This is a genomic window from Vibrio sp. Vb1018, from assembly GCF_033338775.1.
Classification (GTDB): domain Bacteria; phylum Pseudomonadota; class Gammaproteobacteria; order Enterobacterales; family Vibrionaceae; genus Vibrio; species Vibrio alginolyticus.
This window is the reverse complement of sequence record NZ_JAWOTI010000001.1, coordinates 277550-301211: the sequence shown is the minus strand read 5'-3', so window position 1 is coordinate 301211 and position 23662 is coordinate 277550. Positions and strand designations below refer to the sequence as shown.

The following is a 23662-nucleotide window of genomic DNA, read 5'->3' as shown; positions in this document are numbered from 1 at the left end:
ATGCCTTCATATTTAAAGGAAACATCATGACTACCTCATCGCACGGCTGGAGAACGCCGCAAAATTTCCTCCTGTTAATTTCCATTATCGTGCCCATTGCTTTTTCTACCTGGATGGCGTTGTTGAACAACTTTGTTATCGAGAAAGCAAACTTTGATGGTGCCGACATAGGCTTATTGCAAAGTGTGCGTGAAATTCCGGGTTTTTTGGCCTTTACCGCCGTGTTTGTATTGCTGTTTATCCGAGAGCAACGCTTTATGCTCGTCTCTTTGGCGATGCTTACGCTTGGTACGGCATTAACAGGTTATTTTCCCACTTTGTACGGTCTACTTTTTACAACCTTGTTAATGTCCACCGGCTTCCATTACTTTGAAACACTCAAGCAGTCTTTGTCTTTACAATGGCTATCTAAAGAAGAAGCGCCAGAAATGCTGGGTAAGTTTATTTCTGTTGGAGCTTTGGCTTCTCTGTTTACCTACGGCGCCATTTGGGTTTCGCTCGAACAGCTCAAACTTGATTTTAAAACGGTCTATTTAATGGCTGGTGGTTTAGGTTTTGTGCTCATTTTGGTGATGGCATTTGCCTTCCCACAATTTAAGACAAAAGTGCCTCAGAACAAGAAGCTCATCCTGCGTAAACGTTACTGGTTATACTATGCGCTTACGTTTATGAGTGGAGCACGCCGTCAAATTTTTACGGTGTTCGCTGGTTTCTTGATGGTAGAAAAGTTTGGTTACTCCGCCGCAGATATTACGTTGCTGTTCCTGATTAACTATGTCTTTAACTTCTTGTTTGCGAAGCGAATAGGCCGTTTTATCGGCGTTGTAGGTGAGCGCAAAGCGTTGATGTTTGAATACGTCGGTTTGATCTTCGTGTTCGTCGGGTACGGTTTGGTGCAAACGGCTGAGTGGGCGGCAGCATTGTATGTTGTCGATCATCTATTTTTCGCGTTAGCGCTTGCGATTAAAACCTACTTCCAGAAAATTGCCGACCCAGCCGATATGGCGTCGACCGCGGGCGTTGCGTTTACGATTAACCATATTGCGGCGGTTGTAATACCTGTTACGTTTGGTGTGATTTGGCTGGTTTCACCTGCTAGCGTATTTTACATCGGCGCTGGCATGGCAGCAGTGAGCTTGCTGTTGTCACTCAATATTCCAGCGAAGCCGGAAGAAGGCAACGAAACTCGCTTGTTGAAGTGGAGTTAAGTTGGCACTCACTATCTAATCATTAAAGCGAATACCTGTAATTAGACTCGCTGAAAAGGGTGCTTATGCGCCCTTTTCTTTTGATCGCAAATAGATAATCCCCCCAATGGTTGTCAATGCATGCTACGTCCGTTAGGGTTTAGAACTAAGTATTTCGAAATAACTTGGGCATAACTGACGCGAAATAACAAGAGGGGAGCTATACAGTGCAGATACATGGCAGAGAGTTGGATTTAGATCTAGGAAGCCGTCACATCGTTATTCAGCGCCGCTATGAGGCGTTAGGTGCTGCAAACGACCTACTCATTGCTATTTGGTTTTTAATTGGTAGTTTTTTCTTTTTGAATGATTCGTTGATTGAAAGTGGTACTTGGCTTTTCATCGTGGGCAGTGCGCAGTTGATCATTAAGCCCCTGATAAAACTGATGAGTTTAGTTCATGTTGGTCGTTTAAATAAGCAACTTTCTGGCACATCAGCGAGCCGCTGAAATTACCGCTTCTTTTGAACACTCGCAAGCAAGAAGCCAACAGGCGAGTTATCGAGGGGAAAGCGGGAAGATAACGTGTTCGCAATACTAAGCACGTTATCTTCTGTTTGAAACTTAAGAATTTAGAACGGATACCAGAACAGTTGTGTGTCGATAACACGCTTGCTGATCGCCGCAATCACTATCACCGCAATCCCAGCCATGCAGATCATATCGGCTTTGGTCAGTGGTTTTAAGCTGTACCAAGTGCGAGAGGAGTGACGACCAAACCCACGTAGCGTCATCGCGTTTGAGATTTGATCGGCTCTGTCCAAACTAGAGAAAATCAGAGGACCAAGAATCTTCGCGACGTTCTTCATACGAGTGAACAACGGAGCCTTCTTGCTCAGTTCTACTCCGCGTGCTTGTTGCGCGTGCATGATGTTAACAAAGTCCTTTTTCACTTCCGGCAAGTAGCGCAGCGTTAAGCTTACGGCATAGGCGATTTTGTAAGGTACACCCAAGCGGTTCAAGCTGGCTGAAAACTCCGTCGGGTGAGTGGTAAATACAAACACCAACGCGATTGGAAACATGCTGAAGTATTTCAACGTCACTGTTACTAGGTAAAACAACGTCTCTTGAGTGAGCGAGTAATTACCGGGTAACGAGAGTAAAACCGTTGCTGAACCCATGAACTCAGTACCTTGTTGCGGTGCTAACGCGAACATAAACAGGGCATTGATCAGTAATACCGTGCCTGTACCGAATAACAGCGGTTTGTAGACATGAAAGGGCACTTTGGTCATTTTCAATAAGCCTAAACCAAGCACGATCAACAGCGCGATGGTTCGCAAGTCAAATGTGGTCAATACCACCGTTACCCAAGCAATGAAAAGCAAGAACTTAGTAATGCCATTCAACTTATGAAGTGGCGATTGGGTATCGATGTAGTTGATACCAAACTTCATTTTGTTGTCTTTCATGCCACTGCTTTCTCTGGTTGGTTTACTTCGTCGCTTTTTTGTTGGCGGTGCGCTTTTTCTACATTGATAAAATGCTGCATAAAGCCATTGGTGTCCTCGATACCAACTTTCGTAGCCAACTCAAACAAACTTGTGGTAGTGAGGTTTGCTTGGTCTAGTAGCTCTGGACTGCTGAATACCTGCGTCATTGGTGCATCCGCGACTAATTTACTGTCTGCAATCACGATAGAGCGCGAGGTGTATTCCAACACTAAATGCATGTCATGAGAGATGATCATTACGGTTACGCCCAACTCGCGATTGAGCTTTTCGATGAAACTCAGCATAGACGTGTAGTTTCGATAGTCCTGACCTGCCGTCGGTTCATCAAGGATCAGAAGCTCTGGTTCCAAGACCAAAATTGACGCAATGGTTACGCGCTTTTTCTGGCCATAACTCAATGCTTCGATTGGCCAGTGACGGTATTTGCTCAAACCGCACAGCTCAAGGACTTCAAGTACTTTAGCGTCTATTTGTTTCTCTTCAACGCCACGATTACGGAGGCCGAAGGCCACTTCGTCGAAAATCATGTGATGGGAAATCATGTGATTCGGGTTTTGCATCACCACACCCACTTTCTGGCTACGCTCGAAGATGGTCAGTTCGTTAAGATCTCGACCATTCATGCTCATTGAGCCGCTATCCGCTTCAATAACGCCCATAATCAGTTTGGTGATGGTCGATTTACCCGAGCCATTTTTGCCAAGTACAGAGACAAACTCGCCACACTTGATGTCAAAACTCACGTCTTCTAACGCGTTTTTCTCACCGTCGTAAGAATAGGTGAGGCCACGGACTTCAAGCAAAGTCTCGGCTGGTGTTTTAGGTGGTTGTGCTGTTGAACCATCAAACCATGCTTGTACCGCTGGTTTATATTGCTCCAACGGTAAGGTAGTTAAGCTAGAAGGTTTTGCATCGCCCTCAATCGCGCAGCCTGCTTCTTTCAGTGCTGAAATATAAAGCGGTTCGCGGATGCCGTAATCTTCTAGTAGAGGCGACGCTAAAATTTCATCTGGCGTTGTATCGGTAATGATTTCGCCGCTTTCCATCAAGATAATACGGTCAACTGAGCAATGCAGAACGTCTTCAAGACGATGCTCAATGATTACGATGGTTTTGTCCGTTTCGCGGTGTAGATCATCGATGATCTCGATGGTTTTTTTACCCGTTTTAGGGTCAAGCGCAGCTAGTGGTTCATCAAACAAAAGGATATCGACGTCATCGACGAGAATGCCCGCCAAAGAAACACGCTGTTTCTGCCCGCCAGATAAATCGTGGGGTGAGCGTTCTAGCATCTGTTCCAAGTCGACCATTTTGGCCGTGGCTTTGACCAATGGGTACATGTCGATATTTGAAGTTAGCTGGTTCTCCAGCGCAAATGCAATGTCTTCGCCAATGCTCAAACCGACAAATTGGCTGTCCGTATCTTGCAGTACGGTGCCAACTTGCTCAGTGTATTGGTGCATGTCGAAAGGGGCGGTGTCTTGACCATTGATGGTCAATGTTCCACTGGTTTCCCCTTTGATTGCGTGTGGGATCAGTCCGTTAAGACATTGCCCAAGGGTAGATTTACCACTACCACTTGGACCGATAATGACGATTTTCTCTCCTTTCTCTATCCTTAGATTGATATTTTTTAGCGTCGGTTTGTCCAGCGACTCATATCTAAAAGAGAAGTTAGAAAATTCGATTGTCATTCGACATTAAGCCTCTGTTAAGTTACGGCTTTGCTTGTTACGTTTAGCGACAGACTTAAGAATGAAGAAGCCAACAATAGCAATAAGAATGGTGTTACCGATCGCGATAATAGAAAGCTGGGTAAACACTTTAGTGAACGGTTCTGCGTATAAAATCGTGTCGAGGAATGCAGAGCAACCGTAACCAAATACGTTGCCTAATAGCGCAAGTACTACGAATAACGCGAAGTCTTTCATATTGAAATCACCTTTCTCCAAACGGTAGCGCGTTAGAGAAGGGAATAGACCGATAATCAAACCAACAATACCTGAACCAAGTACCCAAGTGAGCCATACGCCCCAACCTGCAAATAGGTCAGTAACCCAGTGACCAATAAAACCAACCAAGAAGCCAACAAGTGGTCCAAATAGTACTGAGAACAATGCTAATACTGCCATTGCTGGTTTTAGCGTTGTGTTTGCAAACACAGGGATGCCAAACATAGGTAAGCCGCCGATACCGTAAAGAGCAGCACCGATTGCAATAACCACAACAGTTTTAGCGGAAAGATTCATAGATAACCTCAGTTCAATAGTCGATTTTAAAGAACGTTCATTTATATTGTTGGAAAGCGTTAGTTATTTGATTGTGTAACATATATTCAAAACAACCAAGCTGCTTATTGTTTGCTCTATTTTTCTTCAGGAAATGTGTGATTTGATTCACGCATCCCTTTGACTGGCTTTGGTTTTAGCAAGCATTAAAAATAAGGCGCGCATTATACAGAATATTAATAAAAGTGGGAATGCTATCTATCTGGATGGCTAGAATGAATCAGGGGCTGATCGTCAGCCCCTGATTACACGGTTTGATGTTATTTTTACCAATAAATGAATGCGCTATATGTTCATTAATGGTCGAGGTATAAATAGTTCTGCCAGCTCTTCATACGAATAAGCACTTTGCGCATCACTGATACGTGAGTAAAGCTGTCTGAATAAACTGCAACTTCAACCGCAGTACCCATTGGTAGGTGGTATCCACTCAAGTCGTCGGTAATTTTCAGCTTCGCAAAAACACGTCCGCTCGTGCGCAAGGCATCAGTCCCAAGCAGAGCGCCTCGCGCTTGAATTTGGCTTTCACCAATGGCTGGAATCACGTCAATGACTTCGCCACGGAACACTTTGCCCGGGATAGCGCGGAACATAAATTCTGCTTCAAAGCCTGGCTTCAAGCGTTGTAATGAGTTCTGTCTGAATGCCGCGGTGTACGTAATGTCTTCTGTATGGACGAAGGTCATTGCTGGGGCAAGCGGTAACGGCACAGCCATCACTCCAGGACGTAAAGCCAATTGCGTAACGTAACCATCGGTTGGCGCACGAACGACGGTTTGCTCTAAGTTAAACTCTGCTTTACGCAGCTCGGCAAGAAGTTGCGCGACTTGGGTATTTTCGCCTCCGATTTCAGAGTCCAGAGCGATTTGCGCTTGTTCTTGTTGCAAAATCGCAACGTCTAACATGGCTTCTGCCGCTTTATACGCTTGGCGTCGAGTATCCAAATCTTGTTCAGTAAACGCGCCACGATCAAAGCCCCTTTGATATCGGCTAAATTCCCTTTGTGCTTTATCTCTGTCCGCTTGCGCTTTCAATACAGCAGCTTCTGCTTCTCTTAGATCAGACTCTAAACCCAAGGCACCTTGGCTTGCTTCTTTGACTTTCGCTTCAAGGCGAGCAACTTCTGCTTCAAAAGGCACAGGATCGATTTTGAAAAGAATATCGCCCGTTTTGAGCGGTTGGTTGGCCTGGACTGGCACTTCCACCACGCGGCCACGCACGCCAGAGACGATAGGCGTAGTCGGGAACACTTGGTTACCCAATTGAGTAAATGGGTGGTTGTAGTTCATAAGCAGCACGAGTGTGCCCACTAACACTACGCCGCCAAGTACGGCGGTTGGAACGGTCCATTTGTTTAGAGGAATATTGAAAATTTTAAAAATGGCAATACAAAGAGCTGCGTAAGTCAGAATCAGCAATAAGTCCATTATTCGTCCTCTTTACTTTGTTCAGGCAAAGGCTTTTGCTGAATCTTTTGTTGTTTCAACATCGATACTTCGTTTTTGAGTTCGTTGACTTCATCGATGAGTTCTTCAAGGCGGTGATGAATGTCGTGTGTTTCTTGTTCTAGTTGTTTAAAACCCCAGCCGCGTTCCTTGCGCCATAATGTTGCCCAGATCCATAAAAATGGCCACAGCGCATGCAAAGTGAAAAGGCTGACCCAGCCAGCGTAGTGAATTGCGTCTTGGTGCGGGTGCTCTCTCTCTTTGGCGATTTCATATGGAATATCATGAATGACAATGATTCCGTAAAAGATCACTAAAGCAACGAAGATGAGTAACCCAAGTGCAAAATAGTCTAGAAACATCTTACCTACCTGTGCGTATTGCGAAATGGAAAATCTACGTAAATTAACAATTTAAGTATTTGTCTTAACTACAGATGAATCAAGCGGTTTTTATGTAGGAATTATGTTTATGCGATGTAAGTATCCACTGATGTTTATTGGCAGTTAAGGTGTTGCTGAGTACTTATTTAAACAAGCAGTGAAGTGATATAGGAAGGATAAATAAAAAGTATACTAAAGCCCCAGGTGTCAACCGGGGCATGGTTTAAAGTTCGGTACAGACTTGGTTTCTGCCATTGGCTTTGGCGCGATAAAGAGCTTTGTCTGCACGATAAAAAGTTCGCTGAGTATTCTCGCCTTCTCGATGCAAGGTAATCCCTATGGATACGGTCAGCCCCCGTTCACCAAGAATATCGTCCCAACCATATTGATAAATCCGTTCACGATAATTCTCGGCATGCATTTCTGCTCGTTCCAGTTGGGTATTCTCAAGGATCACGAGGAACTCTTCACCACCAAATCGAACGCATGATGCGCTTTTAAATTTGAAGTAGGACGCCAGTTCCTGTGACACACTTTTGATCGCTTTGTCGCCAACCAAGTGGCTTAGTTCGTCATTGATGGATTTGAAGTGGTCAATGTCGATCACCATAAGTGCAAATGGCGTGTCGTGCAGCAGCAGATCTTTTAGTTTAACTTCTAACCAGCGTCGGTTGTGTAAAGACGTAAGTGGATCGGTAAAGACGTCCTGCTGTAGCTGAGCAACAGTATTTTTATGCTGCTTGGTGGTTTCTTTTAGTTCTTTGTTTTCTAGCTCTGACAAAATGAGTTTGAGTTGTAACTCAAAGCGTGAAAGTCGGCGTAGTTGAGCAGATCCTAACTCACCGATCGGAATATGTTTTACAAGATCAGATTCGATTCTATGCGCTTTTTTTTCACAATTTAATGCTTCTTGATACAATCCTTGAGAGGCGTAAACTTGACTCATCGCGTTATAAAAATGCTGAGTAACGATAGGAGATAGCTGCTTTTGAATCCTTTTACTGATGGAGTCCAACGTTAAATTAGCTAAAGAAGTGTGCCCTACACCGTTTAGACAATACGCAGTCTCAATTTTGACCATCGTGGATAACCAGTATGTCGTGGCACTACCCGTTGTATACTGAACATTCGAAATAGCCAGCAACGCATTGGGGTAGTCTTCTTGCAGACGATGTAATTTGGCTCGGTAGAGGTGAATTTGTGCGGCGAGGTTTTTATCACTGACGAGAATGCTCAGTTCTTCACATTCACTCAGCAGCTCTTTGGCGTCTGCGGTACGGTTTAAGCTGATATAACAGGCAAGCATGTACAGCTTGTAACGAAGGCGTAGGGATCGACTGCCAATAGCGTGATCGATAGCATCTATTTTTTGATAATAACGTAATGCACGTTGGTGATCCTCATAGGCATCGCATAAATTACCCATTCCAATAATGGCCAATACGTACTCATCAATATAGCCGAACTCGACGGCGATATTGGTTGAAGCAACATACTCGGTTAATGCCGCATTGTAGTCACCTACTTCAACTAAACGCTCACTCAAGCTTGCTTTCACAGAAAGAATATCTTCTACATCTTCTGGTAAAACAAGCAACTCAAGCGCTTGTTTCAATTCACTAATGCTGTCGTTGAGCTGTTTGATCTCTCTTCGATACTCGGCGCTAATGATATAGCAATGCGCTTTCTCTCGGTTTGTTGACGCAATATGTAACCCTATGTGTTCCCATAGCGTAATCGCTTCTTCACCTGAAACGGAAGAAGGATCGATACCTGCGTCAGTCACCTTGCTAAGCAGTTGTTCCATTCTTCATTACCTCAATATAACTTTCTTCGAGCTGTTCTAACGTGAATGGGAAGGTCAGGATATCTTGCAAATACAGTATCGGTTTCGGGCCTTTGATTCCGCGTCGCTTCCATGGATAGATGTCTAACATCGCTTGGACAGTGCGGTAGACCTCTTCTGCTGCTTGACCTTTTTCTGCAATTAACATTGCTAGCCTGTTACTGGAAATTCGCGAGATGAGGTCGCTGGAGGTTGTCAATGCATGAACGAGCTCGGTACAAACATCGAGAACTTCGGGGTTTGAATGCTGAATCATAATGATGGCGTGGTTAGAGCGTTTGAGCTCCGTTTTAAACAAAACTAATTGTTCCCACCAGTAGGTCTCAGAAACGACATTAGAAAACTGTTTTTCAGGGTCGTATTCGTGTTGAGAGCGAATATGATTGATCAGCTTACGTGCTCGCTGCTCTAGTTGGCGTTTAGAGCCTCTTGCTTTATCCATGCTGATTCGATGAGTTTGTTCTTTGAGCATTTTGAGTGCGTGCTTACGGTATTTCTTGAACGCGTTAAACGCAGACTCAAAGTCACCTTGTTCTTCAGCGACTCGTGATTGTTGGAAGCAAATTTGGCTGAGTAGCTCACCGTGGTCGAAACTGAGTGCAGACTCTTCTGCCGCAAGTAGCAACTTGGCAGCGCTGTCTGTATTTTGGCGCAAAAGCTCAAGTCTTGCTCGGCTAATAAAAGAGTGTGCTTTCATCCAAACGAGGTCATGCTCAATGGCGAGCTGGTGGGCTTTTTGGGTGGCTTCTTCGGCCGCATCAAGGCGTTCTAGTCCAAGCAGTGCTAACCCTTTAAAGTCCCAGATCTCGGCTTGCCATGTACTGTCATCATGATCTTTTAATACTTCGGTTGCTCCATCCAGTACCGTAAGCATCTCGACAAACTTATTTAGTAAGTAATAGTCCCAAGCTAATAGGATGCGCGCTTTGCCTTCTAACCAAGCAATACGAACATTGTTTGCCACTTTAACGGCTAACTCATGAGTTGAAGCGGCAAGTTGGTGTTCATTAGTGATGCGCCATACATTACCAAGCCCAATTAGAGATTCGATTTGAATTTCAACATCATCAACAAGAGCAGATTGTTCGAGCGCATTAATCCAATATTGTTGCGCGGAATAATACTTTGCTTGGCCCCAATATTGGAGTGCAAAAAGATGGAGAATTTCCGGGAGATGATCGTCGGTTTCAAGCTGTGTTTGTTTGCTGTAAGCGTCTTTGACGAGTTTTAAGCCTTGTCGGTAATCCATTAGGCACCAACAGCATTGCGCCATGATGAGTAAGGCTTTGATCTCTCCGTCCACAAATAAAATTTGTTCCGCGCGGATACGATATTGCTGCGCAACATTAAAGGTATGTTTAGGGGCCGATTTTATTTGGCCTTTAAGCTTAGTGAGATCATCTTCTAGCTGAATTTGGTTTTTATCCAACGTTCACATCCATGACTATCGAACTGGAAATCACACCTAATATTAAGTGGTTAGATGCATGTTTCTTTACCAAAGCGATGCGGATAACGTTTTGGTAAACGACCAGGGGCCGTAATGTATACCGTTACAACCCCTAATTACTACATCTAAATTACCAATAGAATAGCTACGATAGGAGCTGTTTGATTGTCAAAGGTGCATCAGAGACTTCCAACCTTTGTGCAGCGGTAAGACCTTGTTTATCCTGATAGCACAAATTATGCCAAGCTCTGAATATATCTAAAAGAGGTAAAATACCAGCAGGTCGTAATTTGCGACGTGGCTCGTTAATGAAGCTTTCGAAAAGGATCTGAAAGCGGTTTTGATAAAACTTCACATGACGAGTTGTCGCAACGTTAAACCATTTTTCAGGCTCATTTTGATCGCCAGCGAGGTAGCAAATGCCTTTGTGGTTTTCGTTTTGACTAGAGATTGCCCAACGATCGCGCCACCAACTCATATAGGCGATATCGACTTTGCCAAAGGGAGTGCTCATGTCCCAACTAGCGTCCTCTTCTACGTACATCAAGTCGACACTTTTCTCTTTAATACGAGGTAAACAAACGCTCAGTGCAGCTGAACGTAGTAGGGGATCTTGAGGCATGTATAGAGATACACGTTTATTTGGGCAGCACATATCAAGTACGTGCAAATAGTGTGCATACGAGGTGTATGGCGGACGGACTAATGCCCCTTTTGAAGGGTAATGAAATACAGATAGATTACCAAGAGGATCTTCTACGTTACCGCGAGCCAAAATTGTTTGGTATTTTTGGTCAATTCGCTCTCTGAGGTGATGAGAAGGTTCCGCAAGCGGCTCACTTGCTTCCGCTACGTACTCCTGGGAAACAAAACGAGACACCTCATCGTAAGGATTATGATCGAGCGTTGCGATTGGCTCTTCGTCAGCGGAATAATTGACGTGCTGGCAAAGAATATAGCCAGAGTGCGCTTCGCCAGAAACAATCCAATATACACCGTTATTGCTGTTCGGTTGCAATGCAATATAGTTTGAGGCCAATTCATAATGCGTTGCGTGGTTTACCCAGCGCGCATCAATGGTTGCAAGCTTGCGGCGGCAGCGGCTAGCTATATGGTCAACATGGTCGTAAAAGGTTTTTGGGTTAATACTAAGCTTACGGCAGATTTCTCGTACGGAATATCCCGTAAACAATAAACCCATCAAGTTCTCTTGAAATTGAAGCTTCTTGTTGGCACCAGACCACTTGTCGACAAAGGTACTTTGACACACTTTACAGCGGTAACGTTGGCGATCGCCACTGTAACCGAAAGCGTGATAGAGGTGTTTGTGAGTGTGGACAGAGAGTCCAAAGTTGTCGCAATCATCATTACGGCAAGCAGGCAACCCGTCACTGTGGACGTGCCGCAGGCGATGAAGTTCGTTCACGACATCGCGATTATTAAGTAAGGGGGGGAAAGCTCCACATTCACGGCATACCATCGCCGGACGCTTAGGGTTCGCATGTTGCAGAACGTAACGCTTTGCATCACTCAATCCAAAGTTGTCACACGCCAATGTTTTACAAAAGTTGAGTTGTAACCCATCTGCGTCTTTTGGCAGTTCGCCGTTAGACACAATCGCCCCCTCGGGATAATTCGGGCAGCCAGCATAACTCTGGCTGCAAATTATTACTTACTATTTGTTCTTAGATGTTGATTGCAGTTTCTAGTGCAACTTTCATCATGTCGTTGAACGACTTCTGACGCTCTTCTGAGCTTAGTTTTTCACCACGGATGATGTGGTCAGAAACTGTCAGGATAGTCAGTGCTTTCGCGCCTAGGTCAGCTGCTACGCCGTAGATACCAGCCGCTTCCATGTCTACACCTAGGATGCCTAGTTTTTCCATCTTCTCGAAGATGTCTGCTTCTGGTGTGTAGAACAGATCTGCAGAGAATACGTTACCTACTTTTACAGGCACTTCCTGAGCGCGTGCTTGGTTAACCGCTTCTTCTAGAAGACCGTAATCAGCGATTGCTGCGAAATCGTGGTTGTTGAAACGGATACGGTTAACTTTAGAGTCTGTAGAAGCACCCATACCGATAACAACGTCCATTAGTTTCACGTCGTCACGTACTGCACCACAGCTACCTACACGGATAACGTTTTTCACGCCGTATTCAGCGATTAGCTCGTGTACGTAGATACAGCAAGACGGGATACCCATGCCGTGGCCCATTACAGAAACTTTTTTGCCTTTATAAGTGCCAGTAAAGCCGAACATGTTGCGAACGTCACAAACTTGTTTCACATCTTCTAGGAACGTTTCTGCGATGTATTTAGCGCGCAACGGGTCGCCTGGCATTAGAACTGTTTCAGCGAAATCACCTGGTTGTGCGTTAATGTGTGGGGTTGCCATAAGTGCTCTCCAAAGTTTTGTTTTGATAAAACGCCTCTATTATAGAACGCTATTACCAATTCTGTTGAACTTGTTCGTTTTCGTTGAGGCAATAATATCGGGACGTACAGTAGCCCCTTGAGAGCTTAGTCACAAAAACCACGCATTTAGAAACTGCAACCCCTATTGATAACTAAATCTGTTGAAATCAAAAGAGCAATCGATTTGCTTTTGAGCAGTTTGTCGATTGCGCGCACAAATTCTTTGTTTTTGGGCCAAACTTTTTTCTGAAAGCTGGTTGATCGAAATACTTTCGAGTGAAGTAAAACGATTAAATTGTACAACTTATTTTCTTGTACAATCTGGAAAGGCTTGCTATAAGTTATACAACAAAACTTTTTGTATAGGGATGCGTCATCATGGAATCTTCAATCAAAGTAGGTATCAGTTCGTGTGTTTTGGGTGAACGAGTGCGTTTTGACTCTGGTCATAAGGTGAGCAACTTTGTGACTAAAGAGCTCAGCCCGTATTTTGACTTTGTTTCGGTATGCCCTGAAGTCGGCGTAGGTATGCCAGTACCCCGTCCAACCATTCGTCTTGTTTCTAATGAAGAGCGTGTTGCATTGGTTGAAACCAAAAATCCAGAAAATGATCATACCGACAATATGCTCACTTACTCGGCCAATAAAGTAGATGAACTTCAAAGCGAGCAGCTTTGTGGTTACATCGTTTGTGCCAAGTCACCAACTTGTGGCATGGAGCGAGTCAAGGTTTACAGCAAGAACAGTGCTGCGAAAGAAGGTGTTGGCTTGTATACACAAACATTGATGCAAAAAATGCCTTGGTTGCCTGTTGAAGAGGATGGCAGACTTAACGACCCTGTATTGAAAGAAAACTTTATTACTCGAGTATTTTGTCTAAATGACTTTTACGACTCGATGGATGGTGAGCCTACTCGTGGCAAAATCATCGACTTTCATTCGCGCTACAAACTGACGTTAATGGCACACCACCCAGAGTCATACCGCTCCCTTGGCCGCTTAGTTGCCGATGTCGCTAATTATGAAATTGAAGACTTTTACCAAGAGTATCGTTTAGGACTGATGAAGGCGTTAACGAATCGGGCTAGCCGCAAAAACAACACAAATGTGTTGATGCATTTACAAGGGTACTTCAAACGCTCACTAACTAAAGAAGAAAAAGAAGAGTTAGCGACAGTGATTCACGACTACCGTATCGGAATGCTGCCTCTGCTAGCACCACTTACATTGATTAAGCATTACTTAAATACTTACCCAGACGAATATTTAGCAAAACAGAAGTTTTTAGAACCGTATCCGCAGGAGATGAGATTACGCTATGGTTTGTAGTTCAGAAGAAAAACTATACGCGATCCGAGATGTCGCAGAAATCACGGGTGTAAAACCAGTTACGCTGAGAGCTTGGCAACGAAGATACAACTTGATCCAACCTCAGCGAACTGAAAAAGGACACAGACTTTATCGCCAGCAAGATCTCGATACGATTCGCGAAGTCCAGAGTTGGCTCGCGAAGGGGATTTCGATTGGTAAAGTGAAGGGGCTGCTAGGAAAAAGCGCCGATGTCGAAGTCAAAAACGAGGTTCGCACACTCGAAGAAGTTGAAAACATGCTGCTTGCGCTGTCTACCCTGAATCGAGGAAAAGCAGAGAGTTTACTTGCCTCTGTTCTTAAAGAGTATCCACTAAAACTCGTTATTAATCAGTTTATTAGCCCAGTATTTGATGCGCTAGATATGGTAAAAGGATCGTTGCGATCCTTGCAGGTGGGGTTATTTCAGACTTGTTTAATCACTCGACTTGCCCTTGTAATCGATTCTGAAAACAAAGCCGCTTCCAAAGGAAAGTGTCTGCTCATTAGCTTTGAACAAAACAGAGAATCTGAGAGTTGGATTCAAGCAGCGAAGCTTTGTGAACAAGGGTATCACACGACTTTGATCGATAAGGTTGATGATGTTTCTGGTCTACTAGATCACGAGGTCATTGAAAATGGTTCGTTTATCTACCTTTTCTCCAATAAAGCACTAGCTGCTAAACAAGTAGCGTCCATCAAAATGCTTCACGCACAGCTAGGTGATCGGATGGGGTGCTCTGAAGTGATAGAGAAATTACACCTAACTTAGTAGACAAAAGATAGGAGCTACCATGATTTTAGTATGGTTTCGACGTGACTTGCGTACGTTAGACCACACGGCACTCAAAGCGGCATTGGATTCAGGTCAGCCTGTCGTCGCTTGCTTTATCGCGACGCCAGAGCAGTGGCGGGAGCATCACATGGCGCCGATGCAGGCAGACCTCATTGCTCGTCGCTTAGCTTGTTTGAACGAGGAGCTTGAAAGCCTTAATATTCCTTTTTTGTACAAAGAGGTGCCGTCGTTTTCCGATTGTACAGATGTGATTAGTGGGTGGGCGGAAACACTTGAAGCCACGTCTGTCATGGCAAACATTCACTATGAGGTGAACGAACGAGAGCTCGATACACAAGTAAGTGAAGCGTTAGCTTCTCACGATATCGAATTTGAACTGTTTCATGACAAATGTGTGCACGCGCCAACGACGGTTCTTAATAAGCAAGGCGAATATTTTAAGGTATTTACGCCATTCAAGCGTGCTTGGTTAACGCAGTTCCATATGCCGACGGTAGTAAAACCTCACGAGCAAACGCCACTCAATAAAAAGGTACTCGAACAATTAGAGTCGGCTCGATTTAATTCAAGCTTCACATTTAGCTATCCTCGAGAATCCAGTGAAGACTGGCTGGCTTCGACTAATGATATTTTGAAGCAGCTTAGGGAATTTGCACGGGAGCGCAGTGACGCGTATCAAAGCGAGCGAGACTTTCCAGCTATTGATGGCACTAGCCAACTGTCTCCATACCTTGCGATTGGCGCGCTATCACCAAGGCAGTGTATTGCTCGTTTGTATGCTGAAAATCAACAAAATGACCTTACAGAAGGGAAAGCAACTTGGTTAAGTGAGATCATTTGGCGTGAGTTTTATCAGCACCTATTGGTTTTCGAACCAAAACTCGTCAAAGGCAAAGGATTTATCGATTGGGAGGATAAAATCCAGTGGTCCTATGATGAGAAAGCCTTTGAGCGATGGAAGACAGGAACAACAGGATACCCAATCGTTGATGCAGCAATGCGTCAGCTCAATCAAACAGGCTGGATGCACAACCGATTACGTATGATTGTCGCGAGCTTTCTTACCAAGGACTTACATATTGATTGGCGATGGGGAGAAGCGTACTTCATGAGTAAGCTGGTGGACGGCGATTTTGCAGCGAACAATGGTGGCTGGCAATGGTCTGCTTCTACGGGCTGTGACGGGCAGCCATACTTTCGTATTTTCAACCCGATAAGCCAAGGCGAAAAGTTCGATGCTAATGGTGAATTTGTGCGCCACTGGGTACCAGAAATCAAAAGTGTACCGAACAAATACATCCATAAACCTTGGACTTGGGAGGGCTTTTCTTTACTGGAATATCACAAGCCGATGGTTGATCACAAGACAGAAAGAGAGATAACCTTACAGCTCTTTAAAAGTGCCAAGGAATAGAGTGAAATGCTTAGCAAAAAGCGATCAATGAGTTTCGCAAAACGTACCCTGCTATCTGTGTCGTTATCTTTAGTGAGTGGTCTATCATTCGCTAAGATGTACGAATTACCAGAGGATGGAAGCCGTTTAATTGGTCGCCTTGAAAACCACGTCGTTCAAGAAGGCGAAACCATGGCAAATATCGCTAAGCTCTACGATGTGGGTATGCTAGGTTTAATGGCCGCAAACAAAGGCGTGGATCCCTTCTTACCAGAAGAGGGGCATGTTCTTACTATTCCGACACAGCTAATCCTCCCAGACGTACCTTATAAAGGTATCGTTATTAATCTAGCCGAGCTGCGCTTATATTACTTTCCGAAAGGAGAGGATATTGTCCATGTATTTCCTGTCGGAATTGGCCGAATAGGGCGCGATACCCCAGTAATGACAACGCGTATCAGCCAAAAACGACCGAACCCTACATGGACTCCTCCAGCCTCTATTCGTGCCGAGTACAAAGCAAAGGGCATTGACCTACCAGCCGTTGTTCCTGCGGGGCCTGATAATCCACTTGGTATGTTTGCATTGCGTTTAGCTTACGGGAATGGCGAATACCTAATTCATGGTACCAACAAGGACTTTGGGATTGGTATGCGAGTCAGCGCGGGTTGTATTCGTATGGACCCAAGTGACATTGAGTGGTTATTTGACAAGGTTCGTAACGGCGAAGACGTTAACATCATTAACCAGCCTATCAAAATGACACTTGAGCCTGACAGAAGTGTGTTCTTAGAAGCACATGAGCCTTTGACTCGTAGTAATGGCGAGAAAGATGAACTCAAAGTGCCGAAAGAGTTAAAGTGGTGGCTGGATGAATTCGGTATGAAAAACGTGAAGGCTAAAGCAGCAATCGCTGCACAGAATGGGGTTCCTATCGAAATAACCGCGCCTTAACGGGCGTTAAGACGCGGTATTAAATCTTACTTAGTGTAAGACTGAGCGATGTTATCGATACGCTCGTTAGCACGCTCAGCTTCTTCTTGAGCAGCCATTGCTGCTGCGCCTGATTTTTGAACGTCAGATTGAAGAGCTTGTACGTCTTGGCTTAGTTGGCTAACTTGGTTGCTTAGTTCGTCTAATTTTGCTGCATTTGCTGTAGCTGCGTCATCAGAAGAAGCACAACCGGCTAGTAGAAGTACTGAAGTTGCTGCAGCTGCGATCAACGTTTTGTTCATATAAGAACTCCTTGCTTATAGTGAAAGTCTCGCCACTAACTATTATTTTATACAGTAGCGAGGTTAAATGTGGTTACATTTTATCAGTACATGATGTAGCAAAAGTCAAAAAAACCCAAGAATTTCATGGAGTACCTGACGTCAACTTTTACCTGAACTTAACAAAGTTTAACTACCTATCCTTTATTTCGTTCTCACAACAGTTTTCATAGCAGGTGTATTTGCCACGTTCCTGATATCAATAATTTAGACGATATTGACACAAATGAAAGTTTATTGGCCCAAATAACTGCTATTTAAGTCGTTTTGTTGATGGATAGAAGGCATATTTGAACGGCTTTTCTCTAAACTTCCTGTCCAGCTGCTCATCAAAAAGGCTAGTCTTTACTCTGAACTGAGCCACAAATGATGTTTTACCGTTACCACAGGGAATTAGTTTGTGTGATCTCTATCTATACTCCTATGATTTGCGGTATTATACCGAGCTTTATTTTTTTGCTGCGTTAGAGCGGAAACGACACTACAGAGCGCTCAGACGCTGACTGATTTATTGGAGAATACTTTGCAATTTAAAGATCTAGGCCTAGACAACCGATTGTTGAAGAACCTAAAACACTACGATTTTAAAAAAGCGACTGACATTCAGCAGCAGGCGATTCCTGTTGCGATTGCAGGCAAGGATCTATTGGCATCTTCGAAAACAGGTTCGGGCAAGACTTTGGCGTTTGTATTGCCAATGCTTCATAAGTCTTTAAAGACAAAATCGTTTTCTGCGAAAGACCCTCGCGCGGTAATCCTTGCTCCTACTCGTGAGCTAGCGAAACAAGTATATGGTGAGCTTCGTTCTATGCTAGCTGGCCTATCTTATGAAGCAGCACTGATTTTGGGTGGTGAGAACTTTAACGATCAAGTAAAAGCTCTGCGTCGTTATCCGAAATTTATCGTGGCGACACCAGGACGTTTGGCTGATCACTTAGAGCACCGTTCGCTTTATCTGGATGGTTTGGAAACGCTAATTCTGGACGAAGCAGACCGTATGTTGGATTTGGGCTTTGCACCAGAGCTTCGTCGCATTCATAAAGCAGCCAAGCATCGTCGTCGTCAAACGTTGATGTTCTCTGCGACATTAGATCATGCAGACGTCAATGAAATCGCGGCTGAAATGCTCAATGCGCCAAAGCGAATTGCTATCGGCGTTTCTAACGAAGAACATAAAGATATCACGCAAAAATTTTACTTGTGTGATCACCTAGATCATAAAGAGGCAATTTTAGATCGTGTTCTTTCTGAGGCTGAATACCGTCAAGTTATTATCTTTACGGCAACGCGTGATGATACTGAGCGACTAACAGAAAAGCTGAACGAAAAGAAACTGAAGGCTGTAGCACTAAGTGGTAACTTGAACCAGACTCAACGTAACACCATTATGAGTCAGTTTGAGCGCGCAGTATTTAAGATCCTTGTAACGACTGATGTTGCTTCCCGCGGTTTGGATATTGCAACTGTGACGCACGTCATCAACTTCGATATGCCAAAGCATACCGAAGAATACGTACACCGAGTTGGTCGTACTGGTCGTGCTGGAAACAAAGGGGATGCAATCTCTCTTGTTGGTCCAAAAGACTGGGATAGCTTTAAACGTGTAGAAGCATACCTACAACAAGATCTTGAGTTTTCAGTGTTCGAAGATTTGAAAGGTAAGTTTAAAGGCCTTAAGCCACCTAAACCAGATTTCCGCAATAAGAAAGCGACAGCAAAGAAAGCTCGCCCTCAAGCGAAAAAATCGGCGAAAAAACCAGCTAAGCGTGACAAGAGCTTCTACAAAAACGTATCTGTGGGTGATGATGTCTTCATCCCTAAGAAAAAACCAGCGGCACCGAGCTCTGAAGAGTAAAAGCTGCTGTAGTTTCCCATTGATTTTAGTTCTTAAAAATCCGAGTGTTCGCACTCGGATTTTTTATGTCTGTCGCTAGGTGAAATAGCGTCTTTCCATACTCACTCGTTTGTCCGCTTTTATATTTGTCTGGTTGTATATAAACAGCATAGAACGCTAATTTAGGAAGTTATTAAGTTTTATTACCTCGGTCAAAGCAAACGTTTTTCCTCACACACTAGATAAAAATCTCACATGATTGTGAAAATGATAATTGATCTCATTTTTATTTAAGGGCAGAATACGCGCCATTGTATTAATCCTATAAATGAATTCGCTCTCTATATGAAATTTACTCATGTTTTTTTAGGGCTCATAATTACCTCTAGTTCTGGCTTTGCTGCTGATGATTTCAACTGGCTTCGAGATGATGCTCGTAAAGATGAGCGAGTTCTTACCTACCTAACAGAACAAAACCACAAAACTGAACAGCACCAAAAAAGTTATCAGACGTTGACAAAAAACCTACTAACGCAGTGGGATACCATGGTGGCAGACAAAGGTGATAAGCCATGGTCGATCGTGAGTGGAAGAGAGTGGACGCTAATGCGTCGCGATGGTCGTTACTTACTATTATCCCGTGCGAGTCAACATGCACCAGAAAACGTGGTGTTCGATTTCGATGAACGACAATCTGCGCATCAGTACTACCAACTTGGTCAATGGCAAGTGAATGGTGACACGCTATTTTTCACGGAAGATATCGACGGCAGCGAACAATATCGCGCCGTGGTTGTTGATTTACTCTCCGGCCAATCTACGGAACTGGCGACGCACGTCGATAGTGGCGTATTGTTGTCACCTAACGGGAAAGTGGCATTCCTTGTTGCAAAAGAAAAGCGTACCCAGCGACCTCATCAGATCTTAAGTATCTCCACTGAATCTTTGGCAAAAACAGTCCTATGGAATGAACCCAAGTCAGATTGGTTACTTTCTTTCTATCGTGCGGCAGATAGCCGTTATGCTGTGCTGCAAAGCAACAACGAGTCAACAACAGAGCAGAAGCTTGTCGATCTAGAAACGGGCACTGTCTCAGATTCATTGCGAAAGCCTGAAGTGGGTGTGGAATATTACGCGGATGTGGCGAAAGGTTACATTTATCTTAAAAGCAACCTGGAAGGAAAGTTCGCCCTTTACCAAGCCGAACTCGCTCCGCTTGGCGCAACATGGCAACGCTTTACCAATCCTCGTGAGCCGCTTGAACAGTTCTACCTTTATGATGCAGGAGTTGTGGCACTTAGTAAGCCAAACAACTTGTCGACATTGACGGTGTATTCTTACCAAGGGCAGGAAAAAGTGATACTGCCATTGGAACACGATGGTAATGTCGCTTGGCTAAGCACATTGGGCGATTTTGAATCAAACAAAATTCGTATCCGAAGCATGTCGATGACTACGCCTCCTCAGTGGGAAGAGTTCGATGTAAAAACGCTGAATAAATCCTTGTACTCTCAAGATGCTTATCAAGACTTTGATAGTCAGCGTTATGTATCCCAACGTATTTTTATTAAGCACGACGGCGTTTCTGTCCCGGTCTCTTTGGCGTATCGCAAAGACAAATTGCACCCACAATCTCCTGTGATGATTTACGGTTACGGCGCGTATGGTTTTACGATGAAACCGTACTTTATGCCTCAGGTTATCAGTTTACTCGACCAAGGTGTGATTTACGCTATCGCCCATGTCCGTGGCGGTGGGTACTTTGGCGATGAATGGCACGAGCAAGGCCGTGGTGTGCGAAAAGCCAATTCTATTGGTGATTTTGTCGCGGCCGCGAAGGCGCTGCAAACATTCGAACGTGGCAATAGAGAGGTTTTCGCCATCGGTTCTAGTGCTGGTGGCACGTTGGTGGCCGGAGCGGTTAATCAAGATCCTAAATTGTTTTCAGGTGTCGTACTTAAAGTGCCTTTTGTTGATGTGGTTGCAAGTATGTCGGATACCTCACTTCCGCTTACCACACAGCAGTATGGCGAATGGGGTAACCCAACCAAACCTGAACAATTGGCGTTAATGAAGGCGTACGATCCGATTCTCAATATCCATAAAGACACTTACCCACCCATGTTGGTTCAAGTCGGTTTAATCGATCTGCGCGTGCCATATTGGGAAGGCGCAAAGTATCTCGCTAAAGTTTCAGCGTTAAGTGAGCGCAACGGGCCGTACTTGTTGCAAACTAATTTTAATTCGGGCCACCAAATGGACCCGCGACAAGCGCAAGAACAACAAGCAAAAGAATACGCATTTCTACTATCACTCATTAAAACATCTAAAGCGGAGCAGTAAATGAAGCTTACCCCAGTGTCAGCGGCAGTACTTTCGGTACTTGCTGCCAGTCAAGTGCACGCCGAATCTAAGGTTTTCTCAATGGAAGAGGTGGTGGTAACCGCCAATAAAATCGATCAGCCATTGTCAAAAGTGGCAGGTAGTGTCGCGGTTATCACAAACGAGCAAATCGAAGAAAGAGGCGAGACCGAGCTATATGACGTGCTGCGTAACGAACCTGGTGTAAGCGTGACGGGCGGTGCAGGACGTCCGCAAAACATTACCATCCGTGGTATGACGGGTAACCGCATTATGATCGTTCGTGATGGCATTCGTTCTGCGGATGGCTTCGGTGCGAATGACATTAATGATGCCGTTGGGCGAGATACTTTTGATTTATCCAATTTTGAATCGCTGCAAATCATTAAAGGGGCAAGTTCTTCGGTGCATGGCTCTGGCGCGATTGGCGGTGTGGTGATTTTAGAATCCAGTCAGCCGGGTGATTTCTTAAAAGACAAAGACTTCTACACCGATGTTTCCGGTACTTACACCGATATCAGCAACAAGTACAAAGGCACGAGTAATCTAGCTTTTCGTTCCGGTGATACAGAGAGTTTGTTTAACGTTTCATACTGGCAAGGACAAGAGACACGTAACTTTGATGAAGATTTGTATAACCGCGACCTCGATGGTTACAGCGGTGCTTATACGATCAACCACTTTTTCAATGAAGAGGTGATGTTGAAAGCCAAAGCGGAACTCTACACCCAGAACCAAGAGCGTTTGGAGGGTTCACCGTCCATTCAACCTGATGGAATTTGGCATATTGAAGACTTTGCTGAGGATGAAACCACGGAAGAGTACAGCGCTTATATTGGTGCAGAGGTGACTCCGATTAATCCAACTTGGTTCGAAGAGTTGGATACCAAAGTTTACTGGCGTCACACCGAAGTGGTGGAAGACACCAACCGTTTAATGCGCCAAGTGGATCACAATGGTTTGATCACCAAGCGTCGCGAGCTGGAACACAAAACCTTCATTGACGAAACAATTGGCTTCCGTGGCGATTTCACCAATACGATTTATGCAGCAAATGCTGAGCACCAATTGGCTTACGGTGTTGAGCTTTCTACAGACTATTACGAGCGCACAGATAGCGATTCCAAGATTGATTGGAACGGGGTAACGCCTTCGACCAAACAACCTTTCGCTCCTGCTCGTGCTTATAACATTGGCTTGTATGTTCGAGACATGGTGGAACTGGATAAATGGACCATCACAGGTGGCCTACGCTTTGATGCGCACCGTCTCACGCCAGACGGTGCGGGTGAAGTGGGCGGCTTCCCATTAAAAGATATGGATAGCTCAGAGGTATCTCCAAGTCTGTCGGTTTCTCGTGAAGTATTTGCCAACAACATTGCTTATGTATCTTATAACCATGGTTACCGTGCTCCGGAATACGATAAAGCGTATGGCTTCGTAAGCCACGACTTTGTGCCGCTCACGCCGTTTGTCATTGCACCAAACATGGATCTAGAGGCTGAAACTTCCGACTCATTTGAAATCGGTAACAAGTTCGATAACGGTCGTGCGTATGTCTATGCGTCTTTGTTCTACAACAAGTTTGAAAACTTCATCGACGTTGTGACCACGGGCTTTGACTCAAGCAATGGTAATTACATTAAACAATACCAAAACCTCGATGGTGTCGAGACGTATGGTGCAGAGCTTTCTGCGGGTTACGCGATCACTAAGCGATGGAACATCAGCACCAAGTTTGGTTACGTAGATGGCAAAGACGCGGAAGGTGAATACGTTCGAAGCATTACGCCATTCGAAGGTAACGCTCAACTGAAATACGCCAACCAAGACTTCAATGCTTACGTGGCTTGGAACTGGGCCGCGGCCATGGATCGCGTTCCTAAATGCCAGACCACGCTTGGTCTAGCGACAGATTGCGCGCAGACAAGTGCGTGGAATACGTTTGATATTGGCGCAACTTACCACGTTTCCAAAGACCTTCGTGTTAGCGCAAACATCATCAACCTGTTCGACAAAGAATACATCCGATACCAAGACGTAGCGGGTATCGCTGAGGAAAGTAAGCGTTACTCAACTGAGCCAGGGCGCTACTTCACGCTGACTGCAAAATACGAATTCTAGGACGA

Annotated in this window: 19 protein-coding genes; 9 read left to right on the top strand and 10 right to left on the bottom strand. The window is 44.6% G+C overall.

Annotated elements, in window-relative coordinates; all coding sequences use genetic code 11:
* Positions 1 to 26: 26 nt before the first annotated feature.
* Positions 27 to 1208 carry an MFS transporter gene (locus R7Z10_RS01220; RefSeq protein WP_005375129.1) on the top strand — a complete coding sequence of 394 codons (1182 nt, stop codon included), beginning with the start codon at positions 27 to 29 and terminating at the stop codon, positions 1206 to 1208.
* A gap of 206 nt (positions 1209 to 1414) precedes the next feature.
* Positions 1415 to 1696 (top strand): YrhK family protein, encoded by a 282-nt coding sequence (locus tag R7Z10_RS01215; RefSeq protein ID WP_025768568.1) that lies wholly within the window; start codon positions 1415 to 1417, stop codon positions 1694 to 1696.
* A 122-nt stretch (positions 1697 to 1818) separates the two neighbouring features.
* Here R7Z10_RS01215 and R7Z10_RS01210 read toward each other — a convergent pair whose 3' ends face one another.
* The 9 genes from R7Z10_RS01210 to deoD form a co-directional block, all read right to left on the bottom strand.
* Positions 1819 to 2658, bottom strand: coding sequence for an energy-coupling factor transporter transmembrane protein EcfT (locus R7Z10_RS01210; protein WP_258666603.1), 840 nt, complete (start codon positions 2656 to 2658; stop codon positions 1819 to 1821).
* Positions 2655 to 4394, bottom strand: a complete 1740-nt coding sequence (locus tag R7Z10_RS01205) for an ABC transporter ATP-binding protein (protein WP_025768566.1) — start codon at positions 4392 to 4394, stop codon at positions 2655 to 2657. Before R7Z10_RS01205 ends, R7Z10_RS01210 begins: the two co-directional genes overlap by 4 nt.
* Positions 4395 to 4400: 6 nt before the next feature.
* The gene (locus R7Z10_RS01200; RefSeq protein ID WP_005375133.1) at positions 4401 to 4949 is read right to left on the bottom strand and encodes an ECF-type riboflavin transporter substrate-binding protein; all 549 of its coding nucleotides are present in this window, start codon (positions 4947 to 4949) and stop codon (positions 4401 to 4403) included.
* Positions 4950 to 5284: 335 nt separating this feature from the next.
* Complete coding sequence (locus R7Z10_RS01195) at positions 5285 to 6415, bottom strand: HlyD family secretion protein (RefSeq protein WP_005375134.1); 1131 nt, start codon at positions 6413 to 6415, stop codon at positions 5285 to 5287.
* Positions 6415 to 6795: a DUF3302 domain-containing protein gene (locus R7Z10_RS01190; RefSeq protein ID WP_005375135.1), complete on the bottom strand. Its 381-nt coding sequence runs from the start codon at positions 6793 to 6795 to the stop codon at positions 6415 to 6417. The genes R7Z10_RS01195 and R7Z10_RS01190 overlap by 1 nt, the downstream gene beginning before the upstream one ends.
* Before the next feature lie 244 nt (positions 6796 to 7039).
* Positions 7040 to 8623, bottom strand: a complete 1584-nt coding sequence (locus R7Z10_RS01185) for a GGDEF domain-containing protein (protein ID WP_318103704.1) — start codon at positions 8621 to 8623, stop codon at positions 7040 to 7042.
* A complete protein-coding gene (locus R7Z10_RS01180) occupies positions 8607 to 10091 on the bottom strand; it encodes a hypothetical protein (RefSeq protein ID WP_054729922.1) in 1485 nt (494 codons plus the stop codon). Before R7Z10_RS01180 ends, R7Z10_RS01185 begins: the two co-directional genes overlap by 17 nt.
* 166 nt (positions 10092 to 10257) lie before the next feature.
* Positions 10258 to 11727, bottom strand: coding sequence for a hypothetical protein (locus R7Z10_RS01175; RefSeq protein WP_005383936.1), 1470 nt, complete (start codon positions 11725 to 11727; stop codon positions 10258 to 10260).
* 70 nt (positions 11728 to 11797) lie between these two features.
* A complete protein-coding gene (gene deoD / locus R7Z10_RS01170; RefSeq protein ID WP_005375140.1) occupies positions 11798 to 12508 on the bottom strand; it encodes a purine-nucleoside phosphorylase in 711 nt (236 codons plus the stop codon).
* Between the two features lie 398 nt (positions 12509 to 12906).
* Here deoD and R7Z10_RS01165 point away from each other — a divergent pair, with 398 nt between their 5' ends.
* From R7Z10_RS01165 to R7Z10_RS01150, 4 genes are read left to right on the top strand one after another with little or no spacing between them, the layout of a single operon-like run.
* Positions 12907 to 13857: a DUF1722 domain-containing protein gene (locus R7Z10_RS01165; RefSeq protein ID WP_005375141.1), complete on the top strand. Its 951-nt coding sequence runs from the start codon at positions 12907 to 12909 to the stop codon at positions 13855 to 13857.
* Positions 13847 to 14647, top strand: coding sequence for a MerR family transcriptional regulator (locus R7Z10_RS01160; protein ID WP_213904618.1), 801 nt, complete (start codon positions 13847 to 13849; stop codon positions 14645 to 14647). The genes R7Z10_RS01165 and R7Z10_RS01160 overlap by 11 nt, the downstream gene beginning before the upstream one ends.
* 22 nt (positions 14648 to 14669) lie before the next feature.
* On the top strand, positions 14670 to 16085 hold the full coding sequence (gene phrB / locus R7Z10_RS01155; protein ID WP_213872623.1) for a deoxyribodipyrimidine photo-lyase: 1416 nt from the start codon (positions 14670 to 14672) through the stop codon (positions 16083 to 16085).
* Between the two features lie 6 nt (positions 16086 to 16091).
* On the top strand, positions 16092 to 17018 hold the full coding sequence (locus R7Z10_RS01150; protein WP_025768560.1) for a L,D-transpeptidase family protein: 927 nt from the start codon (positions 16092 to 16094) through the stop codon (positions 17016 to 17018).
* A gap of 26 nt (positions 17019 to 17044) precedes the next feature.
* On the opposite strand, the gene R7Z10_RS01145 is transcribed toward R7Z10_RS01150, so the two are convergent.
* Positions 17045 to 17299 carry an Lpp/OprI family alanine-zipper lipoprotein gene (locus tag R7Z10_RS01145; RefSeq protein ID WP_005375145.1) on the bottom strand — a complete coding sequence of 85 codons (255 nt, stop codon included), beginning with the start codon at positions 17297 to 17299 and terminating at the stop codon, positions 17045 to 17047.
* A 550-nt stretch (positions 17300 to 17849) separates the two neighbouring features.
* Between R7Z10_RS01145 and R7Z10_RS01140 the strand changes: the two genes are divergently transcribed.
* The 3 genes from R7Z10_RS01140 to R7Z10_RS01130 all read left to right on the top strand — a co-directional run bounded on the left by R7Z10_RS01140 (position 17850) and on the right by R7Z10_RS01130 (position 23657).
* Positions 17850 to 19193 carry a DEAD/DEAH box helicase gene (locus R7Z10_RS01140; protein ID WP_031778885.1) on the top strand — a complete coding sequence of 448 codons (1344 nt, stop codon included), beginning with the start codon at positions 17850 to 17852 and terminating at the stop codon, positions 19191 to 19193.
* Positions 19194 to 19517: 324 nt separating this feature from the next.
* Positions 19518 to 21515 carry a prolyl oligopeptidase family serine peptidase gene (locus R7Z10_RS01135; RefSeq protein ID WP_318103702.1) on the top strand — a complete coding sequence of 666 codons (1998 nt, stop codon included), beginning with the start codon at positions 19518 to 19520 and terminating at the stop codon, positions 21513 to 21515.
* Positions 21516 to 23657, top strand: a complete 2142-nt coding sequence (locus R7Z10_RS01130; RefSeq protein WP_054576612.1) for a TonB-dependent hemoglobin/transferrin/lactoferrin family receptor — start codon at positions 21516 to 21518, stop codon at positions 23655 to 23657.
* Positions 23658 to 23662: the final 5 nt, after the last annotated feature.